This window comes from Ruegeria sp. CH8 (genome assembly GCF_056536985.1).
Window position 1 is genome coordinate 78,800 of sequence record NZ_JBQFQR010000010.1, and the last position, 20,301, is coordinate 99,100.

Consider the following 20,301-nt stretch of genomic DNA (forward strand, 5'->3'; position numbering starts at 1 on the left):
CGGCGCGTGCCGTTTTTTGCACGCCATTCCTGAAGATGGGGCGGACGTTCGAGTATTTCCACCTTGGCGCAAAGACAGAATGTCAGGTCTCGCGCAGTTGCGCCGCCAGAAAGTCAATCAACGCTCGTATCCGAGCGGTCAGGTGGCGGTTCTGCGGGTAGGCGGCATAGAGGCCGACGGATACCGCCTCCTGCGCCTCAAAAATCAATTGCAACTGTCCTGCATCCAGAAACGGCTGCGCGGTGTACAGGGGAATGCGTCCGATCCCCAAACCGTCTGCGGCCATGTGGGCCACAGCACGCGGCGAGTTGGCCCGGAAATTGCCGGACACCGGAACCGAATACGCGCCGTCCGGTCCCTTGAAGGTCCAATGATCAGAGGTGTTGCCGGTGGTCTGTAGCAGGCAGTTATGAGAGGCCAGCGCCGCGGGGTCTTTCGGGGTTCCGAATTCCGCCAGATAGTCCGGCGAGACACAGCACACGATCCGCATGTCCATTAGCTTGCGTGCCACGAGGTTCGAGTCTTTCAGGACGCCGAAGCGAATGGCCAGATCATAGCCTTCCTCGACCATGGGGACGTGATGATCTGACAGGTGAAGCTCGATCGAGACCTTGGGATGTTTGGTCTGAAACGGTTTCAGCAGGTGGATCAGTTCCGCAGATCCAAACCCGGTTGGCGCGGTGATCCGGATACGGCCCGCCAGTTCGGTTTGGCGTTGCTGGACCAGGCCCTCAAGCTCATCGAACTGTTCCAGCAGGGGCAGGCAACGTTCGTAATATGCCCGCCCAGTATCGGTCAGGGTGACGCTGCGGGTGGTGCGATTAAACAACTGGGCGTTCAGTCGATCCTCGAGCTGACCGACATATTTACTGGCCAGCTTGGTGCTGATGCCAACCTGCCGCGCCCCTTCGGTGAACGAAGAATGCGCTGCCACGGCCGCGAAAGCCTTCATGCCTTGAACAGTATCCATTATCTACACCACGTTCATAGTAATTCTCCAAGTTGATATATTATCGCCAAATGGAATTCAAACTAAGTCTGGTGCTCAGATGCTGACCTTCAGCCGAACCCAATCAGTCAGAGAAAGAGCTACCAAATGTCCAACGCTATACGAATTCACAGTTTCCCGCTGTCCGGTCATGCCCACCGTGCGGTTCTGTTCGCCAACCTTGCCGGTATCAATCACGATGTCATCGATGTTGATTTGGCCGGGGGTGAACACAAGACTGAGGCCTTTCTGGCGCTGAACCCCGCAGGCCAAGTGCCGGTGCTGGAAGATGGTGGCGTGGTTGTCAGCGACAGCAACGCCATCCTCGTTTATCTAGCCCGGAAATACGCGCCGTCCTACCTGCCGACCGACCCGGTGCTTGAGGCCGAGGTGCAGAAGTTCCTGACCCTCGCCGCGGGTGAGATTGCCTTTGGTCCCGCCGCTGCGCGGCTGATCACCGTGTTCAATGCTCCGCTGGATGTCGACTTCACCCATGCCACCGCCGCCAAGGTTCTGGGCAAGCTGGACGCACATCTTGAGGGGCGCGACTGGTTGGTCGGTGACGCGCCCTCTATCGCCGACGTCGCGATCTACAGCTACACCGCGCACGCGCCCGAGGGCGGCGTTTCACTGGAACCCTATACGAATGTCCGTCGCCTGCTGACCAATATCGAGGCGTTGGATGGCTTTGTTCCGATGCCTCGCACGGCGGCTGGTCTGCACGCCGCCTGACCCTGAATCTGCCCGGTTGCGCTTCGGTGCAACCGGCCCCCTGCTCGTTGACAAGTGAGGTCTGCCATGAATGATCCTGTAACCGTCGATAGATCACCCTTTCACGCAGGCGAACGAGCCATGCAGTCGCGCGTGGGAAAACGCGAAAAGGTCGAGAAGATGGGTCGGGACTTTATCCGCCCCTACATGCCGGATCAGCATCGGGAGTTCTTTGGCAAACTGCCTTTCATTGTCCTGGGCAGCGTCAATTCCGACGGTTGGCCCTGGGCATCGATGGTATCAGGCAGGCCGGGATTTGTCAGTTCGCCCAATGACCGGCGGCTGGACGTCGCGATCCGACCCTTGGAGGACGACCCGCTGAGCGCTGCATTGCAAACCGGTGCACCCATCGGTGTTGTCGGGGTCGAACTGTCCACGCGTCGCCGTAATCGAATGAATGCGACCGTGCGCCATGTCGTTGATGACAGTTTTTCGTTGGATGTGGTGCAATCCTTTGGAAACTGTCCGCAATACATCCAGACCCATGATGTGAGTTTTGTCCGGGCACCTGGGGCCGATGTGACTCGCCCCCGCAGTGATCGGTTTTCCACGCTGGACGCGCAGTCCCGCGAAGTGATTTCAACGGCCAACTCGTTCTACGTGGCAAGTTTCGCCAATACTCCCGAACACAAAGGTGTAGACGTGTCGCATCGCGGTGGGCGCTCTGGGTTCGTCAAGGTCGAAGGCAACAGTTTGCTGGTGCCGGACTTTTCCGGAAACAATTTTTTCAACACGCTTGGCAACTTTCTTGTGAACCCGCGGGCAGGTCTGCTGTTTCCCGATTACCAGACTGGGGACATGTTGATGCTGACCGGAACAGTTGAGGTTTTGGGGGAAGACCATCCCGATATCGCGGCTTTTCACGGGGCCGAACGGGGCTGGCGGTTTGAGCTATCTCATGGGCTTCGCCTCTATGATGCGTTGCCGTTCCGGGCCGTGTTTCAGGAATTCTCACCCAACAGCCTCATGGCCGACAATTGGCAGGCGCTAGAAGCCCGTCAAAAAGCCGAAATGCAGCATCGCCAGTGGCGATCGCTCAGGGTTGCTTCGGTCAGGGATGAAAGCGAGGTGATACGGTCCTTTACCTTCGAGCCTGCGGACGAGTTACCCCTTTTACCTTTTGAAGCGGGACAGTTCCTGACACTTCGTGTTCAGCCCGACGGTACGACACCTGTGACCCGAACCTACACGGTGTCTTCTGCGCCAGGGGATGCCGGTTACACGATATCGGTCAAACGTGAGCCGGGTGGTGCCGTGTCGAACCACTTGCACGACACTCTCTCAGTCGGCGACGTAGTTGAGGTCAAAGCGCCCAAAGGTCAGTTCTTCCTGAATCCGGCTGAGACCCGCCCCGCCGTTCTGTTCGCCGGAGGAGTTGGCATCACGCCAATGATATCGATGGTCCGCCACGTGTTGAACGAAGGTGTGCGCACCCGTCACACCCGCAGACTGATCGTGTTCCATGCCGCGCAGACCGTGGCAAAGCGCGCCTTTCACCTGGATTTGCGTCGGGCAGAGACCGAGAGTGATGGTGATATCCGTTACATTTCGGCTATTTCGAAGCCTGAAAGGGGTGCGCGAGCGGGTGTCGACTTTGATGTTGAAGGACACATCACACCCGACCTGATACGCGAGGCTCTGCCATTCGATGACTATGATTTCTTCCTGTGCGGCCCGCCGAATTTCACGCAGTCCGTCTACGATATGCTGCGCGAGCTCGGCGCAAGAGACGACCGGATATTCGCCGAAAGCTTTGGCCCTGCCGCACTGAAACGACGTTCTGACGGCGGTGATGCAACAGTCCCGATAAAGCCTGAGGCCGACGTTTCTCAGGTCAGTTTTGAAACCAGCGGGCGTACAGCACGATGGGAAAAAGGGGGCCCAACCCTGTTGGAGACGGCAGAGGCGCAAGGCCTGACCCCGTCCTTTTCCTGTCGCACGGGCTCGTGCGGCAGCTGTTTGACACGCAAGATCGCTGGCAAGGTTGTCTACCGTTCTGAGCCTGCGGCGGACCACTCCGAGGACGAAGTTCTGATCTGTTGTGCTGTACCTGCCGAAGGGACAGATGAGGTCGTGTTGGATCTTTAGCGCAAAGGGTTCGGGACTTTGGCAAAGGCAACGGTTACAAAAGATCGGAATGCAATTGCGATCATGTGAGGATTTTCAATGACCGACCCAAAACTCAGAACCACCTCGGGCAATGGCCGTATCTTTGACAGCGTGCTGGACACGATCGGCAATACGCCCACAATCCGCATCAACAATCTTGGGCCGGATGGCATCAATCTTTTCGTGAAATTCGAGGCGTTTAACCCGGCCGGGTCGGTCAAGGACCGCCTTGCCGTGAATATCATCGAGGCAGCCGAGCGAAGTGGGGCGTTGAAACCCGGACAAACCGTTGTCGAAGCGACCAGTGGCAATACTGGCATCGGTCTGGCCATGGTCTGTGCGCAAAAAGGGTATCCTTTGGTGGTCACAATGGCCGAGAGTTTTTCGACCGAACGTCGACAGTTGATGCGAATGTTGGGTGCAAAAGTCGTTCTGACCCCCAAGGCGGAGAAAGGCTTTGGCATGTATCGCAAAGCCGCCGAACTGGCCGAAAAGCACGGTTGGTTTCTGGCGCGACAGTTTGAAACACAAGCCAATGCCGAGATCCACGCTGCAACAACCGCCCGGGAGATTCTGGGCGACTTCAACGGCGAACGGCTGGATTACTTCGTGACGGGGTATGGCACTGGCGGAACGGTCACCGGCGTCTCGCGTGTTCTGCGTGCCGAGTGGCCGGAAACAAAGATCATTCTGTCTGAGCCCGAAAATGCACAGTTGGTGGGCAGCGGTATCGCGACCGAGAGGGGAGAGGATGACGATCCTATCTCCAGCCACCCGGCGTTCGAGCCGCATGTAATTCAGGGCTGGACGCCGGATTTTATTCCTGCGGTTCTGCAGGAATCCATCGACAACGGCTACTTTGATCAACTGATACCTGTGTCCGGTCCGACGGGTGTCGAATGGGCGCAAAAACTGGCTAGCCAAGAAGGTATTCTGACAGGAATATCTGGCGGTGCGACCTTTGCCGTGGCTATGGAAATCGCCGAGCGGGCCGAACCCGGCGCCTCGGTCCTGTGTATGTTGCCCGACACGGGCGAGCGGTACCTGAGCACTCCGTTGTTTGGTGACATCTCGGTAGACATGACGGATGAGGAATCCGAAATCTCGCGCTCGACTCCAGGGTACCACATCGGCTAACGCTATGTCGTGCTGCGCCCTTCTTGCCTAAGCGCCCCCGTAACTGCAATGATATTGGCGGGTTACGGGGGATGTAGTCCAAGATCGGACAGGGGGAGGCTGATGCACAAAGTTCGACTGTTGCTAAGGGTTGCTGCGCTGATGTCTTTGCTCTGCGCTTACCCGGTCGAAATGCTTGCCCAGGAAACGGGCACCTCCCTGATGCAAGATCAAGCCAGCGCGGACGTCAAAGCGATTTTGGACCGCCGCTGTGTGGTTTGCCACAGCTGCTACGACGCACCTTGCCAATTGAAACTGACGTCACCGGCGGGTGTCTTGCGAGGGGCCAGCAAAGAAGCCGTTTACCATACCGAGCGTTTGACCGATGCCCAACCTACCCGGTTGGGCGTCGACGCGCAGACTGTTCCGGAATGGCGGGCGCTGGGGTTCTATTCGGTTGTTGGCGGGCAGAATGCTGGATTGCTCGAACGATATCTTGAGTTGGGCCGCCAGAACCCCATGCCAGACAATGCTCCCCTTCCATCTGAGCTTGGCCTTGCGATCGATCGCCCTTTGGTTTGTCCCAAGTCCGATGAATTTGACGCATTCAGCAAGGCCCATCCGCTTGCAGGTATGCCTTATGGTACAGCACCTCTTGCGGAGGCAGAATTTCAGGTGCTTGCGGCTTGGGCCCGCAACGGTGCCGAACTGCCCTCGGCGACGACCGATTTACCGGATGGAGTCAAAGCCCAGATCACGGAGTGGGAGGCGTTTCTGAATGCGGACGATCTTCGCAGTCAGTTAATGAGCCGCTACCTATACGAACACCTCTTTCTGGCCCGGCTGCACTTTCAGGGCGATGACCCTCGGCGGTTCTTCCAGATCGTACGCTCGACCACTCCGCCGGGCGAAGAAATCGACATAATCGCAACCCGAAGACCTTTCGAGGATCCGGGCGCAGACCTGTTTTATTACCGGTTACAGCAGATCACGGAAACGATCGTTCACAAAGAACATCTGGTCTATACGCTTGGTCCGGATCGTATGGACCGGTACCGGCAATTGTTCCTCGGCACAGATTGGACCTTGTCCGAATTGCCACCCTACGGAGACGCTGAAGGCGGCAATCCGTTTAGTACTTTCATGCAGATGCCCGCACGAAGTCGGTATCAGTTCCTGCTGGATGATGCGCTGTTTTTCGTCCGTAGTTTTATCCGCGGCCCCGTTTGCCACGGCGAGACCGCAGTTGACGTGATCGAGGACCGTTTCTGGGTCAGTTTCCTCGATCCGGATGCGGATTTGTCGATCACTGAACCAAGCTTTCTGGAGGAGGGCGCCGCGTTTTTGGATTTGCCCGTGACAGAAGCCAACGCTGGTGTTTTGGGCACACTGCAGGGGTTCTCGCACAAAAAACAGATCGAGTATCTTGAGTTCAGGGATGCGCGCTACCGGGCCGCTCCGGTGTATCAATCCGGGTTTGACTATAGCTCGATCTGGGATGGTGATGGGACCAATACAAATGCTCTGATCACGGTGTTCCGGCATTTCGACAATGCCTCGGCCATGACCGGGTTTCACGGCGGAATCCCAGAAACCGCTTGGGTCATCGACTTCCCGATTTTCGAGCGCATCTATTATGACCTCGTAGCAGGTTACGATGTGTTCGGACGGGTCGAACATCAACTGGCCACACGTCTTTACATGGACGAGTTGAGGATGGAGAGCGAGGATACTTTTCTGGCTTTCATGCCGCTTGATGTCCGCCCACAGATGCACCGTTCCTGGTATCAGGGTGTTCTGGCAGAGCTGCATACCTATTGGCACCAGCGCCGTGTTGATGACAGTTTCCCCTCCGGAGTTACCTATGAAACAGACCAACCAAAGAAGGAATTCTTCCTGACCTTGCTGGAACGCGGCAACGGGTTGTGGCCTGTCACAGATCCGATCAATAGATGCGCTGCGGGGGTGTGTGCCTCTGGCCAGCCCGAAGAAGCCCTGCGTGATCTGGCTGGTCAAGTCGGAGATTGGGTCAAATACTTGCCAGATCTGTCCATCCTTGTGATTGAACAAAACGATGGAGAGATAGCGTTTTTTACGCTTGCGCGAGACAAGGCACATTACAACGTGGCTTTCCTGTTCGATGAAAAGGCGCGCCGCAAACCCGAGGAAGATGTCCTAACCATTCTTCCGGGCCTGATTGGCAGTTACCCGAATTTCTATTTCCAAGTCCGGCAGGGCCAGTTGGAGAGTTTCATACCTGCGTTAAAATCCATTCAGTCGCAAAGTGACCACATGGCTGTTGTGGAAGAGTTCGGCGTGCGCCGAACCAGCCCAGATTTCTGGGTGTTAAGCGACCGGATTTATGATCTCTTTCTAGAGCAGGAGCCGACGCAGGCCGGTATTTTGGATCTTAACAGATACAAAGATCCAAAGCTCACCGATGACCCCGATTAGGGCCATGTTTCCTAGCGTTTAAGCACGAAGCCTTGACCGCACGCGAGCACCGCTAACTTGTCCCAAAGCCGTTTGGCGCTTAAGTTAAGCCTATGTGGTCCTTCGCAGATATCCGACCGGCCTACACCCGAGCCGAGCGTGTAAGCGACGGGGTTGTGCATATTTTGGGTGTCACCTCAGCCCTTGTTGCTGTTCCCGTGTTGATTGCAATCACCGTATTTCACCGGCCCGAGCCCGAGGTTGTTCTGGGTGTTTCGATCTATGGCTTCACGCTGGTGCTGATGCTGACGTTTTCTGCACTTTACAACATGATAGAAAACGACAGGTGGACCGACCTGCTGCGCCGTCTCGATCACTCGGGCATCTATGTGAAAATCGCCGGAACCTATACGCCGTTCCTTTTACTTTCGGCTGGGCAGGGGCCAGGCCTTTTGATTGGCTTGTGGTCGTCGGCAACGCTGGGCTCTGCGCTGAAGCTGATTGATCCCAGTCGCTTTCGATGGTTCGGGCTTGCTCTATATCTGATGATGGGGTGGGCTGTTGTCTGGGCCGGGCCAACGATGCTGTCCGAGCTTTCATCGGTTGTTGTCTGGCTGATGATCGCGGGCGGTGTCGCCTACACCGTCGGGGTTGCTTTCTATCTTCTGGACAGACTGCCTTTTCACAACACGATCTGGCACGTGTTTGTTTTGGCCGGGAGCGTGCTGTTTTTCGTCGCAATCTCTTGCCGAATTCTGTTGGGGCCTCATCCGGTTGCCTGAGGCTGAGTTTTGGGATGATGGTGCGTGTTGCAATACCTGAGTAATTTTTCATATAACGTCCGGCTCAGTCAGATCCAATGGAATCACGCCCGGCCGTTTACAGCTTAACGCCTCGAAAACAAGCGCACTTAACGGCGAAATCGGGCACGTGCACCGGGATGACTGAAAATGAAAACAATCATGAACACGCTTCTGGCGGCTGATGATCTGGCACGGACCCACGGGTGTGGGCTGAAACCCGCGCTGCGCGCTGCAATTGAGAAAGATCTTCGCTTTCCAGCCCATGCGGCATCACCGACACCGCAAGAAGCTCAATTGCAGAACGAATTGTCCGAGAATGTTGTCAAGTTGGAAGCATCTAAACCGCAAAACCAGAGGACTTCGGCATGAACGCGCCGTATCGCACCGTGCCGCATGGCGGAATGCAGGTGATCGACAGTTATTCGTTCGACACGTTCGAGATCGGTGTTCTGGCGGTCGCCCGCCATCACCTTGATGCGTTGCGCTGCCCCGAGACCCAGGCCTGGCATCTGGCGTATTCCATTGCCGCCGAACGTTGGGGTGACAATATCGGATTGCCGGCCGCGCATTTGCTGGCGCGGTTCCTGAAATATGTGGTTCGTTGCCGTGAAGATGGCTTTGATCACATCGACCCCCTATGTGAACACAGTCGGGTTCTTGTGACCGAGGATGAGGCCAACTTGCTGAATGTGCTGCATTTCATGCGCCGTGATGACACCCCGGCTGCACGTGAAGCGGTTGAGGTGCTGACCCAAGGTCGCCTTGACCCGGATGTAATTCGCTCGGGCCTGACCTTCGCCAACCGTTTCCCCGCAGGCGCGTCCCCGGCGATACGTGCGCGATGTAGGGTCAAGCTACGCGTTGTGGGATAAGCCGCCATACTAACGACGTGCGGACCGAAGTTACTTGTTGATTTCCGTTCATGCGGTGTTGGGGAGATTATCTCTGGGAAGACCGCCGACGAGCACATTTCCGTCTCCTTGTGTGTTTGTGCCGATGTGCTCAAAGGGGTTTCGGGCTGTATCCGGGACTGCTGCGCCCCTGAGCTGAAAAGTTCGTTCTATCGTAGGCCCTGAGAGTAGTGCTCTGGCCCAAGGATCAAGAATTGAATGATTTGGGGGTTGACTTGACCCGGTGGTAATCGACTAAAAGGCTCAGAAATTAAATTCCTGATAAAAAAAGTCGGACAGATCGAGGATTCCCATGCTCAAACCCACACTCAAACTCACTTCGGCGCTTGTTGCTGCGGCCATGATCAGCAGTGCCGCCATGGCCGATCAGGCCTATGGACCTTTCCCGGTCACTTTGAAAGGCTATGAAGGCGACAAGACTAATTCGGTTTCGTACACTGGTCAGATCGCGCGTCACGTGCTGCATGACAGCCTGAAGAAAGCGGCGGCCAAAGGTGACGGCGGCAATAACGCGGCCGACGTCGAAGCGCTGATGCTGGCCTATTTCAACGGGTCCGAAGAAGATCTGGAAATCATTGCACCAGCAAGCAAAGACGGCTTCCCGGTGATGCAATCGACTGTGAACGAGATTTCCGCAGGCAAGAACATCTCGGGCAAGTTCTACAACGGCGCGATGCCCGCATGGCCGGGCAACCAGTCGGGCGTCGACGTTGCGCTGCAGATGATCAAATTGGCGGCGGCATCTGAGCAAGGCTATGACCCGGTGAACGGCATGGATTGGGGTCAGCTGATCTCGAAATTCACGCTGGGCGCGATGGCCTATAACCAAGCGGTCGATAACTACCTCGACGAAAAGCTGGAAGCCGACTACAAACCCAACGACAAGCCTTATTCCGAGGGCGCGCATTACACTGGCAAGGAACATTCGTGGGATGAGGCCTTCGGCTACTTCGGTGCCGCAGCACATTCCGTGACTCTGTCGCCCGAGCAGAACTATGGCGTATCCAAGCAGAAAGATATGGCTGCAGCGGATGCCAACGGTGACGGCGTGATCGACCTGAAAACCGAGATGGTCTTTGGTCCGGCCTACTATGCCGCTGGCGCTGACAAAGGTGGCAACAAGAACACCCAGTACATGGCGACCATCTTCAATGCGTTCCGCGATGGCCGTGCCCTGATCGCTTCGGCCAATGGCGAGGCGCTGACGGACGCGCAGCGTGCTGAACTGAAGAACTACGCTGACATCATCGAAACCAACTGGGAAAAGACGCTGGCTGAAGCCACGTTCAAATATGCCGGTTCGGTCTACAAAGACATCGACAAGATCAAGTCTGGCGAGGATGCCGACAAGGCGCTGCGCGACTACGCCAAGCATTGGGGTGAGCTGAAAGGCTTCTCGATGGCGCTGCAGTCGGGCAAGAATAATCTGGGTGCCACTGCAATTGATCTGAACTGGTTGATCGGTTTTGGCCCGGCGATGCCTGACGGCAAAATGGTGTCGGACATTGATGCCGACGGCAACTTTGTTCGTGGCCGCGACATGACGCTGGATGAGTATCAGGTCAACATGCTGAAAGTTCAGCAGTTGCTGATCGACAAATTCGGCATCGAAAGCCGCGCCAATGACGCAACTGCTGATCTGGCCGCTCTGGCCGAAAAGCTGGGCGAAAATGCTTCGGCAGAGAACGACTAAGGGTCTTTTGATCCTGTTCCGGCGACCTTATGGTCGCCGGGTTTTCAGCGGAAAGAGGCCCCTTGGAATTTCTCGATCAAATAGGCTCGGTCTTTGCTGATTTTTCAAACCCCAAGAAGCGCATCTTCGTTGGGTATCTGTTTCTTACGGTCCTGATAGCACTTGTTTGGCTGGTGGCGGTGCGCCGGTCCTCGATCCGGGCGGCCTTGCGTGAGGTGTTTGACCGCAAGATTCTATTCTCGCCGTCGGCCAAGGCGGATTACAAGATTTTCGTAATCAACCGCGTCTTCACCTTGTTCATTTCACCATTGCTGGTGTCACAACTGGCGATCGCAACGGCGTTGTACTACGCGTTGCATGACGTGAGTATTCTGCAACGCGGTCTGTTCGACGACACACCGAAAAGCGTGATCGTGGCGCTTTTCACCGTCACAATTTTTATCGTCGATGATTTCACAAAATACCTTCTGCATCGTTGGATGCACCGCTGGCCAATTCTGTGGGCAATCCACAAAACTCATCATTCGGCCGAAACAATGACACCGATAACGGTCTACCGCACGCACCCGCTTGAGGGCATTCTTTACGGAATGCGCGGCGCGGTTGCGCAGGGCACCGTGATGGCGGTGTTTTTGTTCTTCTTCGGCAGTGCGGTCGATCTGTACACCGTTCTGGGCGTGAATGTGATGTCTTTTGTCTTCCACGTCACCGGCTCGAACCTGCGGCATTCGCATATCTCGATCAGGTATTGGCATTGGCTGGAGCATATCCTGATCTCTCCGGCGCAGCATCAGGTGCATCATTCGATTGCGCGGGAACATCACGATAAGAACTTTGGCGTCGCGTTCGCGGTCTGGGATTGGCTGTTCGGGTCGCTGCACCTGTCAGAGCGCGACAGAAAGCTGACCTTCGGACTGAAGGCCACCGAGGCTCACGCATCAAACCTGATCGACATTTACTTCCGCCCCTTTCGGGATATCGCAAACGTTTTGCGTCGACGGATTTCGAAGTTGCGGGCCGGGATAAAGGGCCGGTCACGGAATGAGCGCGACCCCGTAGCGTAAGTAGCTGCTGACCTGCTGTTTTATCTGACACAACGCTGCCAACAGGCGTCGGTGACCCTTGTGCATTTCCCTGACTATCGGGCGGCTCATCGCCGATCGGACAGTTAGCAGTTGAAATTTGCAGCTTTATCGATATTAGAAAAGGCAGGCATGGAGTTTCGGACAAATTATCGATAAAATGGAAAACACCACCCCCACATGGACCCGTGAAGCAGCACAAGCTGTTTATGATCTTCCTCTGATGGACCTGCTGTTCCGCGCGCAGACCGTGCATCGAGAGAATTTCGATCCCAACAAGATCCAAACCTCCAAGCTGCTGTCGATCAAGACGGGTGGCTGCGCCGAGGATTGTTCTTATTGCTCGCAGTCGGCCCGGAACGGCTCGAAGCTGTCGGCCTCGAAGTTGATCGAAGTTCAGCGTGTCCTGACTGAGGCGCGCAAGGCGAAAGACGGCGGCGCGACCCGGTTCTGCATGGGCGCGGCCTGGCGCGAGCCGAAAGACCGCGACATGGATGCGTTGGTCGCCATGGTCGAAGGCGTGCGCGACATGGGGATGGAGACCTGCATGACGCTGGGCATGCTGGACGACAATCAGGTCATCCGTCTGCGCGACGCGGGTCTGGATTACTACAACCACAATATCGATACCTCTGAGCGTTATTATCCCGAGGTCATCACCACGCGCACTTTTGCCGACCGCATCGACACGATGAACCGTGTGCAGGATGCAGGGATCAAAGTGTGTTCGGGCGGTATTCTGGGAATGGGGGAAGAGATCGGCGACCGCGTCGATATGCTGGTCACACTGGCCAATATGGGTCCTGCGCCCGAATCCGTGCCGATCAACATGCTGATGCCGCAGGAAGACACGCCGCTGGCCGACGCCAAGCCGATCGACCCGATCGATTTTGTACGCGTGATCGCCACGGCCCGCGTCATGATGCCGAATTCTTATGTGCGCCTGTCTGCCGGTCGCAGCGACATGACCGAAGAAATGCAGGCCATGTGTTTCTTCGCCGGTGCGAACTCGATCTTTGTGGGCGAAACGCTTTTGACTGCCGAGAATCCCGAAGAAGACACTGATGCAATCCTGTTCAGCAAGCTGGGGCTGCAGGCCGAAACCGTCGCCGGGCAAAGCTGTGCGGAAGCGGCTGAATGAAAGCATTGAGTCGCCTGCACTCGATGCTTGAAACACTGGACGCCCGGCATCGTCGTCGGGCGCTGGCCCCAAGGCGTGGTTTGGACTTTGCCTCGAACGATTATCTGGGCCTTGCGGACTCACCGCTGTTGCGCCGCGCCGCGCAAAAGGCGTTGGAGCAGGGCGTGGCTTTAGGTTCGGGCGGGTCACGACTGTTGCGCGGCAATCACCCGGAGCATGAGGCGCTTGAGGAAGAGGCTGCCGCCTTTTTCGGCGCCGAAGCTGCTTTGTTCATGGGCGGCGGATTTCAGGCCAATCAGGCGATTTTCTCGACCCTGCCCGCAGCAGGGGATTTGATACTGTATGACGATCTTGTCCATGCCAGCGCCCATGAAGGGATGCGCACGGGCCGGGCCGAAACCCGGTCCTTTGCTCATAACGACGTGGCCGATGCCCGACGCGTTCTCGCGGATTGGCAAGCCACTGGAGGATCGGGGCAGGTTTGGATCGCGGTGGAAAGTGTCTATTCGATGGAGGGCGATATTGCGCCCCTACACGCTTTGTCCAATCTGGCCATCGAACACAGAGCTGTTCTTGTTGTGGATGAAGCCCACGCTACAGGCGTTTTTGGTCCGAAAGGAAAAGGTCTGGCCCATGGTCTGACGGCCGAGGTTTTGACACTGCACACATGCGGTAAGGGCTTGGGTGTCGCGGGTGGCCTGATCTGCGGGTCCCGAGTGATGATTGACGCGCTGATCAACCGGGCCCGGCCGTTTATCTTTGCGACCGCCCCGTCACCGTTCAACGCGGCCCTTGTGCGGGCGGTTCTGGACCATCTGCAATCCGACACCAGCCTGAACAACGCCGTAAATGCCCGAATACACCATGCTCATACCGAGGCGCGTCGCACCGGCGTGCCACAGGACGTGCTGAACAGCCAGATCATTCCCGTCATTCTGGGCGATGAGGCGCGGACGATGCAGACGGCCGCAACCCTGCAGGCGCAGGGGTTTGACGTCCGGGGCATCCGCCCTCCGACGGTGCCGCGCGGCACGTCGCGGCTGCGGATTTCTGTCACCGGAAATGTGTCCAACGCCGATATCAGCGCCCTGTTCGAAACGCTTGCGCAGCACCAAAGCGAGGCCGCATGAGTACCGTAATTGTTGTTGGCACAGATACTGGCATTGGCAAAACCATCTTCGCAGCAGGTCTGACCGCCGCCCTCGGCGCGCGGTATTGGAAGCCGGTGCAGTCGGGGCTGGAAGAGGCAACGGATTCGGAAATCGTCGCTGAACTGACGGGGGCCGAGGTGCTGCCCGAGGCGTATCGGCTGAACATGCCAGCCTCACCGCATTTGTCGGCAGAGGATATGGGGATCGAGATCGACCCGGCCTGTCTGGCCTTGCCGCAGGTGCCCGGCCCTCTGGTGGTTGAAGGCGCGGGCGGGCTGATGGTGCCGCTGAACCGTCAGGTGTTTTTCCTCGACGTGATCGCGCAATGGCAGGCGCCGGTCGTGTTGGTTGCGCGCACCGCTCTGGGCACGATCAACCATACAACCCTGTCTCTGATGGCGCTGCGGAACGCCGGGTGCGATGTGGTCGGCGTGGCCTTTGTCGGCGATGCCGAGCCGGATGTTGAACAGACCATCGCCGAAATGGGCAACACCCGCCATCTGGGCCGTTTGCCATTCGTCGACACCCTGTCCCGAGACACGCTGGCCGACGCCTTCAGCGCCATCGACGTCGACACAATCCGGAGCGCCCTGTGACCCCGCTTGAGTTTGACGCCCGCCATCTGTGGCATCCCTATACCAACGTGCTGAAGCCGGGTCCGATGCATCTGATCACCGGGGCCGAGGGCGTCTGGCTGACGGCCGAGGACGGGACCCAAATGATCGACGCCATGTCTTCATGGTGGTGCGCCGTGCACGGGCATCGTCACCCAGCCATCATCGGCGCGATGCAGGCGCAATTGGATCAGATGCCGCATGTGATGTTCGGCGGACTCACGCATTCCCCGGCTATCGAACTGGGTCGCAGAATGATCGACCTGCTGCCTGACGGGCTGGACCGTATCTTCTACAGCGACAGCGGTTCCGTCGCCATCGAAGTAGCGCTGAAAATGGCGGTGCAATACCAGATGGCGCAGGGCCGAAAGGGGCGCACGCAATTCGCCACCATCCGCGGCGGCTATCACGGCGACACCTGGAAAGCGATGAGCGTCTGCGACCCGGTCAACGGGATGCACGGGCTGTTCGCGGGCGCTCTGTCGGTGCAGCACTTCCTGCCGCGCCCGCAGATCGCCTTTGGTCAGGACTGGTCCGAGGATGGTGACCTGAACGGGCTGAATGCGCTGGAAGAATTGCTGGATACCAAAGCCGACCAGATCGCGGGCCTGATCCTTGAGCCGGTCGTCCAAGGCGCGGGCGGGATGTATTTCTATCACCCGACATGGCTGCAACGGGCGCATGAACTGTGCAAGGCCCATGACGTGCTGGTCATCTTCGATGAGATCGCCACCGGTTTCGGTCGCACCGGAGAGCTGTTTGCGCTGCACCATGCGGGTGTGGTGCCGGATATCCTGTGTCTGGGCAAAGCGTTGACCGGGGGCCACATCACGCTGGCCGCGACGGTCACGACCGAAACCGTTGCCCGCCGCATTGGCGAAAGCGAGGCCGGTGTGATGATGCATGGCCCGACTTACATGGCCAATCCGCTGGCCTGCGCAGCGGCTGTTGCCAGTCTGGAGCAGTTGTCGATCCGGGATTGTCGATCCGAAGTGGCCGGGATTGAGGACCAGATGGAACACGAACTGGCACCCGCGCGCGGATTGCCGGGGGTCTCGGATGTGCGTGTTTTGGGCGCCATCGGTGTCATTGAAATGGACGATTGGGTCGATCCGTCCGTGGCTCATGGGTTGGCGCTGGAAACCGGCGTCTGGCTGCGCCCCTTTGCGCGAAATATCTATTGTATGCCGCCCTACATCATCTCTTCGGATGAGCTGAGCCGTGTGACATCAGCCATGGTATCCTTGGCGAAAGGCGCGTCATGAAACAGCAGTGGCTGTCCCGCTCGGGCACCCAAGAGGTGCTGTTGGTTTTCGGAGGCTGGGCGCTTGGGCCTGGGCCTTTCAACGACCTTTCGGGCGATTCAGACGTTCTGTTTGTGGATGACTACACCCAATTGGACAACTCGCTAAACGACGTCGCGCAATATGATCGGGTCACCCTGATCGCCTTTTCCTTTGGTGTGCCCTCATCAGCGCACTGGCTGACGCGGACAGGGCTTCAGCCGGATCGACTGATTGCCGTCAGCGGCACTCTGTCCCCAGCCGATGTTGATCACGGCATCGCGCCGGAAATGATCCGCGCCACGGCGGACCAGTTAAGTACCGGCAGTTTCGCCAAGTTCTGTCGCCGCGCCGGATTGGCGGGACCTGTCCCCGATATCGATATCGACGCCGCGCGAGCCGAGCTTCACGCGGTGATCGAACGTGGCAAAGCACCGAACCTCAAATTCGACCGTATCTGGATTCCGCAGCGGGATCGGATCATTCCCACCCGTGCGCAACAGGCCGCATGGGCCGGTCAGCCGGACGCGGTGCGCGAGATTTCCGCACCGCATGCGCCCTTCGCCGCCGGTCAAAGCTGGAATGAGTGGATCGCATGAACGCTCAGTTGACTGACCGTGTCCAGCGCAGCTTCAGCCGTAGTTTCATGACCTATCACGACTCGGCGGGTCAGCAGGCTAAGATCGCGGATCGCTTGGCGCAGGACCTGCGCGATGGCGGCGCGCCGCAGCACTTCGCCTCGGCTGTGGAATTCGGCTGCGGCACTGGTCACCTGACGCAACAGCTTTGCGAGCATTTCGCGTTCGACAGGCTCACGGTCAATGATCTCTCGCCAGAGGCCGATGAGACCGCCGCCACTTTTGGTGCCGAATTCCTGTGCGGCGATGCCGAGACTGTCGCGTGGCCAGCGCAACCGCATCTGATCGCGTCGGCCTCGATGATCCAGTGGCTTCCCGACCCTGCCGCCTTCCTGCGCCGGGCCGCGATGGGATTGGCACCCGGAGGCTGGCTTGCCGTTTCGGGGTTTGGTCCCCAGCAATACCACGAATTGGTTCACGTCGGGTCGGCAGCGAAAGCGCCGGGGCTGTGTGGGCCGGACGTTCTGACTACTGCTGTCGAGGGCATTCTGGATGTTGTCTCCGCCGGAGAGGTGGAACGGCAGATGTATTTTTCCTCGCCCCGCAAAGTGTTGGAGCACCTGCGCCGGACCGGCGTAAATGGACGCGCGCGTAAAACCTGGACCAAGTCCAGCCTGATGGCCTTCACCAATGACTATATCCGACAGTTCGGGGGCGAGTCCGGCGTTCCGCTGACCTACCACCCGACATGGATCATCGCCCGCAAACCCGGCTGATCCTGCCTAGGCCAACCGTGTCAGGTGGCGCTGCATCACCGAATGGGCCTTGGCCGCGTCCCGGTCTTTGATGGCGGCCAGAATGGCCGCATGATCCGGGTCTGCGCGTTGGCGCCATTTGGCGGTGTGCAGATTGTTGAAATGCCATGTGTACAGCACTTGTAGGTTTTTGATCTCTGAGATCATGCGCGGCATGTTGCAGGCGGCGATGACGGCCATGTGAAAGCGCTGATTGGCATCCTCCCAATCATCCGCGGTGGTGGCCCCGTCGCAGTCTTCGTGAACCTGTTCGATCAGCGCGATCTGATTGGTTGTCAGGTTGGGCACGGAATGCAGCAACGCGACCGGTTCCAGCGCGCGGCGCATCACGCGAAGCTCCTGAATGGCACTCTGATCCATCGGCGCCACACACATCCCACGGCGCGGCACGGCAACCGTCAGCCCTTTGGAGGCAAGGTTCAGCAAGGCTTCGCGCACGGTCACCTGGCTGACCCCGAACTCGCGCGCGATCAGGTCTTGTCGCAGCTTTTCACCGGGCTTCAGCGCCCCCTGGACAATCCGCGTCGACAGCTTGTCAGCGATGTCATCCGATTTCTTGATCTGCTGCACGGACACCTGACCCTCGGTTCATTTCACGTGTTCACAGACGCTTACCGTTATGCAGAAGGTTGAGCAACAGAGCTGTGAACGGGTGGGCTGTGGCGGCACCCGGAGTGACCTTACGGCACTTGCGGCTGAGACCTCTCAAGCAGGTTTCACAAACGCAAGCCGCACGTCTAGGGTACAAGGAACGGCCTGTTGCAACAGTCTAAAAAGGGACCACTATGGATTTTGCCCTGTCACCTCGCGCCGTGGAATACCGCGACCAACTAAAACGCTTTATGGAGGCGCATATCTATCCGCGCATCCGCGACCACAAGGAAGAGATCGAGGCGGGTAACTTTCCTGTGTCTTTCATGGAGGATCTCAAGGCGTTGGCCCGGGCTGAAGGGTTGTGGAACCTGTTCCTGCCCTCATTACGAGACGATGAACCCGGCACGCGGCTGAGCAATTTGGAATACGCCCCGCTGGCCGAGCTAATGGGGCAGGTGACGTGGTCCTCCGAAGTGTTCAACTGCAGTGCGCCGGACACCGGCAACATGGAATTGCTGCATATGTTCGCCACGCCCGGGCAGCGCGAGGAATGGCTGTTGCCGTTGCTGAACGGTGAAATCCGGTCAGCCTTTGCGATGACGGAACCGGACGTAGCCAGCTCGGACGCGACCAATATCACCACCTCGATCCGGCGCGTGGGGGATGAGTATGTCCTTAACGGCCGCAAATGGTTCATTACCAATGCCTGCCACCCGAACACCAAGATGTTCATCGTCATGGGCAAGACCGATCCGAATGCTGACCGGCACAAGCAGCAGAGCATGGTGATCGTGCCCAAGGACACACCGGGTCTTGAGATCGTGCGTAACCCGACGATCCTGAACATGCACGATCCCGAGGGCCATGCAGAGCTGGTCTTCAAGGATGTGCGCGTTCCCGCCGGCAATCTGCTGGGCGAAGAAGGCAGTGGGTTTGCTCTGGCGCAGGCGCGGTTGGGGCCGGGGCGCATCCATCACTGTATGCGTTCGGTCGGTGCCGCCGAAATGGCGCTGTCGCTGATGGTGGAACGCGCGCAGGAGCGGAAGACCTTCGGCAAGCAGCTGTCAGAGCAGGGGGTGATCCGGGAATGGATCGCGAAATCACGGCTTGAGATCGATCAGGCGCGACTGCTGACCCTGCAAGCGGCGTGGAAGATTGATCAGGTCGGCGCCAAGGCTGCGCGGCGTGAGATTTCGCTGATCAAGGTGGTGGCGCCCAATGTGCACGCCACCGTAACCGACCGTGCGATGCAGGTCTTTGGCGCCATGGGCATGACGCCGGACACGCCGCTGGCCGACAGCTATACCTGGGCGCGGGCGCTGCGCTATGCGGATGGCCCGGATGAGGTGCATCTGCAGGCCATCGCAAAGCAAGAGCTGAAAGAGTCGAACTTCGGCATGTCAGCGCAATGGCTGACACCTCCGAAGCGCTGATCTTTTACTTGCCCTTCCAGACCGGATCGCGTTTTTCCGCAAAGGCGCGGGCGCCTTCCAACTGGTCGTCGCTGGCGTAAAGCACGTCGACGGTGCGCAACTGGCGTTTGGTGATGCGGTTCATCGCGTCCTGGAACTTGCTGTCCTCGGCGTCGCGGACAACCTCTTTGATCGCGGCGTAAACCAGCGGCGGCCCCGAGGCCAGCAAACGGGCCAGTTCCCACGCGCGGTCCATCAGTTGGTCGGCCGCGACGATTTCGTTCACCAGACCCCAACGGTTGGCTTCTTCGGCATCGAACCAGCGACCGGTCAGCAGCAGCTCCATGGCGATGTGATAGGGGATGCGCTTGGGCAGCTTGATGCTGGCCGCATCGGCCACGGTGCCCGAGCGGATTTCGGGCAGCGCGAAGGTGGCGTGTTCTGCGGCGATGATCATGTCCGCCGAGATCGCCAGTTCCAGCCCGCCACCGCAGGCGATACCGTTCACAGCAGCAATCACGGGCTTGTTCAGATCGCGCAGTTCCTGCAGGCCGCCGAAACCGCCAACGCCATAGTCACCGTCAACGGCATCGCCATCGGCGGCGGCTTTCAGATCCCAGCCGGGGCAGAAGAACTTCTCGCCCGCGCCGGTAATGATGGCCACGCGCAGTTCCGGATCGTCACGGAATTCGGCAAAGACCTCGCCCATTCTGCGGCTAGTGGCCAGGTCGATGGCGTTGGCCTTGGGCCGGTCCAGCGTCACCTCAAGGATCGCCCCTTCGCGGCGGGTTTTGATCGGGTCCATAT

19 protein-coding genes are annotated in these 20,301 nt (G+C 58.3%); 16 read left to right on the top strand and 3 right to left on the bottom strand.

Translation table 11 applies throughout. The features are described 5' to 3' along the window. Window positions 1–82: 82 nt before the first annotated feature. Complete coding sequence (locus ACR0ER_RS12945; protein WP_480769287.1) at window positions 83–970, bottom strand: LysR family transcriptional regulator; 888 nt, start codon at window positions 968–970, stop codon at window positions 83–85. A 126-nt stretch (window positions 971–1,096) separates the two neighbouring features. Here ACR0ER_RS12945 and ACR0ER_RS12950 point away from each other — a divergent pair, with 126 nt between their 5' ends. The 15 genes from ACR0ER_RS12950 to ACR0ER_RS13020 all read left to right on the top strand — a co-directional run bounded on the left by ACR0ER_RS12950 (window position 1,097) and on the right by ACR0ER_RS13020 (window position 17,449). Further along, window positions 1,097–1,720, top strand: a complete 624-nt coding sequence (locus tag ACR0ER_RS12950; protein WP_480769288.1) for a glutathione S-transferase family protein — start codon at window positions 1,097–1,099, stop codon at window positions 1,718–1,720. Window positions 1,721–1,786: 66 nt separating this feature from the next. Beyond that, complete coding sequence (locus ACR0ER_RS12955; protein ID WP_480769289.1) at window positions 1,787–3,847, top strand: FAD-binding oxidoreductase; 2,061 nt, start codon at window positions 1,787–1,789, stop codon at window positions 3,845–3,847. A 78-nt stretch (window positions 3,848–3,925) separates the two neighbouring features. Then, the gene (locus ACR0ER_RS12960; protein WP_480769290.1) at window positions 3,926–5,005 is read left to right on the top strand and encodes a PLP-dependent cysteine synthase family protein; all 1,080 of its coding nucleotides are present in this window, start codon (window positions 3,926–3,928) and stop codon (window positions 5,003–5,005) included. Between the two features lie 102 nt (window positions 5,006–5,107). Next, on the top strand, window positions 5,108–7,438 hold the full coding sequence (locus ACR0ER_RS12965; RefSeq protein WP_480769291.1) for a fatty acid cis/trans isomerase: 2,331 nt from the start codon (window positions 5,108–5,110) through the stop codon (window positions 7,436–7,438). Between the two features lie 92 nt (window positions 7,439–7,530). Then, the gene (trhA, locus tag ACR0ER_RS12970) at window positions 7,531–8,199 is read left to right on the top strand and encodes a PAQR family membrane homeostasis protein TrhA (protein ID WP_480769292.1); all 669 of its coding nucleotides are present in this window, start codon (window positions 7,531–7,533) and stop codon (window positions 8,197–8,199) included. A gap of 180 nt (window positions 8,200–8,379) precedes the next feature. Beyond that, a complete protein-coding gene (locus ACR0ER_RS12975) occupies window positions 8,380–8,589 on the top strand; it encodes a hypothetical protein (RefSeq protein WP_480769293.1) in 210 nt (69 codons plus the stop codon). Then, complete coding sequence (locus ACR0ER_RS12980) at window positions 8,586–9,092, top strand: hypothetical protein (protein WP_480769294.1); 507 nt, start codon at window positions 8,586–8,588, stop codon at window positions 9,090–9,092. The genes ACR0ER_RS12975 and ACR0ER_RS12980 overlap by 4 nt, the downstream gene beginning before the upstream one ends. A gap of 331 nt (window positions 9,093–9,423) precedes the next feature. Continuing rightward, on the top strand, window positions 9,424–10,824 hold the full coding sequence (locus ACR0ER_RS12985; protein WP_480769295.1) for a DUF4856 domain-containing protein: 1,401 nt from the start codon (window positions 9,424–9,426) through the stop codon (window positions 10,822–10,824). 62 nt (window positions 10,825–10,886) lie between these two features. Then, window positions 10,887–11,888 (top strand): sterol desaturase family protein, encoded by a 1,002-nt coding sequence (locus ACR0ER_RS12990; RefSeq protein WP_480769296.1) that lies wholly within the window; start codon window positions 10,887–10,889, stop codon window positions 11,886–11,888. Window positions 11,889–12,066: 178 nt separating this feature from the next. Next, window positions 12,067–13,047: a biotin synthase BioB gene (gene bioB, locus ACR0ER_RS12995; protein ID WP_480769297.1), complete on the top strand. Its 981-nt coding sequence runs from the start codon at window positions 12,067–12,069 to the stop codon at window positions 13,045–13,047. Next, window positions 13,044–14,177, top strand: a complete 1,134-nt coding sequence (locus tag ACR0ER_RS13000; protein WP_480769298.1) for an 8-amino-7-oxononanoate synthase — start codon at window positions 13,044–13,046, stop codon at window positions 14,175–14,177. Before bioB ends, ACR0ER_RS13000 begins: the two co-directional genes overlap by 4 nt. Next, window positions 14,174–14,794, top strand: coding sequence for a dethiobiotin synthase (bioD, locus tag ACR0ER_RS13005; protein ID WP_480769299.1), 621 nt, complete (start codon window positions 14,174–14,176; stop codon window positions 14,792–14,794). The genes ACR0ER_RS13000 and bioD overlap by 4 nt, the downstream gene beginning before the upstream one ends. Continuing rightward, entirely contained in the window at window positions 14,791–16,077 is a 1,287-nt protein-coding gene (gene bioA, locus ACR0ER_RS13010; protein WP_480769300.1) for an adenosylmethionine--8-amino-7-oxononanoate transaminase, read from the top strand. The genes bioD and bioA overlap by 4 nt, the downstream gene beginning before the upstream one ends. After that, window positions 16,074–16,694: a pimeloyl-ACP methyl esterase BioG family protein gene (locus ACR0ER_RS13015; RefSeq protein WP_480769301.1), complete on the top strand. Its 621-nt coding sequence runs from the start codon at window positions 16,074–16,076 to the stop codon at window positions 16,692–16,694. Before bioA ends, ACR0ER_RS13015 begins: the two co-directional genes overlap by 4 nt. Beyond that, window positions 16,691–17,449, top strand: coding sequence for a methyltransferase domain-containing protein (locus tag ACR0ER_RS13020; RefSeq protein ID WP_480769302.1), 759 nt, complete (start codon window positions 16,691–16,693; stop codon window positions 17,447–17,449). The genes ACR0ER_RS13015 and ACR0ER_RS13020 overlap by 4 nt, the downstream gene beginning before the upstream one ends. A gap of 6 nt (window positions 17,450–17,455) precedes the next feature. Here ACR0ER_RS13020 and ACR0ER_RS13025 read toward each other — a convergent pair whose 3' ends face one another. Beyond that, window positions 17,456–18,064 carry a GntR family transcriptional regulator gene (locus tag ACR0ER_RS13025; protein ID WP_480769303.1) on the bottom strand — a complete coding sequence of 203 codons (609 nt, stop codon included), beginning with the start codon at window positions 18,062–18,064 and terminating at the stop codon, window positions 17,456–17,458. 209 nt (window positions 18,065–18,273) lie between these two features. Between ACR0ER_RS13025 and ACR0ER_RS13030 the strand changes: the two genes are divergently transcribed. Continuing rightward, window positions 18,274–19,515, top strand: a complete 1,242-nt coding sequence (locus ACR0ER_RS13030; RefSeq protein ID WP_480769304.1) for an acyl-CoA dehydrogenase family protein — start codon at window positions 18,274–18,276, stop codon at window positions 19,513–19,515. A 4-nt stretch (window positions 19,516–19,519) separates the two neighbouring features. Here the strand turns inward: ACR0ER_RS13030 and ACR0ER_RS13035 are convergent, their stop codons facing one another. Continuing rightward, window positions 19,520–20,299 (bottom strand): carnitinyl-CoA dehydratase, encoded by a 780-nt coding sequence (locus ACR0ER_RS13035; RefSeq protein ID WP_480769305.1) that lies wholly within the window; start codon window positions 20,297–20,299, stop codon window positions 19,520–19,522. Between the last annotated feature and the right edge of the window lie 2 nt (window positions 20,300–20,301).

What these genes read in the sequence shown, in the direction of transcription:
- ACR0ER_RS12945 (WP_480769287.1), bottom strand. Translation starts at nt 970, where the DNA reads ATGGATACTGTTCAAGGCATGAAGGCTTTCGCGGCCGTGGCAGCGCAT.
- ACR0ER_RS12950 (WP_480769288.1), top strand. Translation starts at nt 1,097, where the DNA reads ATGTCCAACGCTATACGAATTCACAGTTTCCCGCTGTCCGGTCATGCC.
- ACR0ER_RS12955 (WP_480769289.1), top strand. Translation starts at nt 1,787, where the DNA reads ATGAATGATCCTGTAACCGTCGATAGATCACCCTTTCACGCAGGCGAA.
- ACR0ER_RS12960 (WP_480769290.1), top strand. Translation starts at nt 3,926, where the DNA reads ATGACCGACCCAAAACTCAGAACCACCTCGGGCAATGGCCGTATCTTT.
- ACR0ER_RS12965 (WP_480769291.1), top strand. Translation starts at nt 5,108, where the DNA reads ATGCACAAAGTTCGACTGTTGCTAAGGGTTGCTGCGCTGATGTCTTTG.
- trhA (WP_480769292.1), top strand. Translation starts at nt 7,531, where the DNA reads ATGTGGTCCTTCGCAGATATCCGACCGGCCTACACCCGAGCCGAGCGT.
- ACR0ER_RS12975 (WP_480769293.1), top strand. Translation starts at nt 8,380, where the DNA reads ATGAACACGCTTCTGGCGGCTGATGATCTGGCACGGACCCACGGGTGT.
- ACR0ER_RS12980 (WP_480769294.1), top strand. Translation starts at nt 8,586, where the DNA reads ATGAACGCGCCGTATCGCACCGTGCCGCATGGCGGAATGCAGGTGATC.
- ACR0ER_RS12985 (WP_480769295.1), top strand. Translation starts at nt 9,424, where the DNA reads ATGCTCAAACCCACACTCAAACTCACTTCGGCGCTTGTTGCTGCGGCC.
- bioB (WP_480769297.1), top strand. Translation starts at nt 12,067, where the DNA reads ATGGAAAACACCACCCCCACATGGACCCGTGAAGCAGCACAAGCTGTT.
- ACR0ER_RS13000 (WP_480769298.1), top strand. Translation starts at nt 13,044, where the DNA reads ATGAAAGCATTGAGTCGCCTGCACTCGATGCTTGAAACACTGGACGCC.
- bioD (WP_480769299.1), top strand. Translation starts at nt 14,174, where the DNA reads ATGAGTACCGTAATTGTTGTTGGCACAGATACTGGCATTGGCAAAACC.
- ACR0ER_RS13015 (WP_480769301.1), top strand. Translation starts at nt 16,074, where the DNA reads ATGAAACAGCAGTGGCTGTCCCGCTCGGGCACCCAAGAGGTGCTGTTG.
- ACR0ER_RS13020 (WP_480769302.1), top strand. Translation starts at nt 16,691, where the DNA reads ATGAACGCTCAGTTGACTGACCGTGTCCAGCGCAGCTTCAGCCGTAGT.
- ACR0ER_RS13030 (WP_480769304.1), top strand. Translation starts at nt 18,274, where the DNA reads ATGGATTTTGCCCTGTCACCTCGCGCCGTGGAATACCGCGACCAACTA.
- ACR0ER_RS13035 (WP_480769305.1), bottom strand. Translation starts at nt 20,299, where the DNA reads ATGGACCCGATCAAAACCCGCCGCGAAGGGGCGATCCTTGAGGTGACG.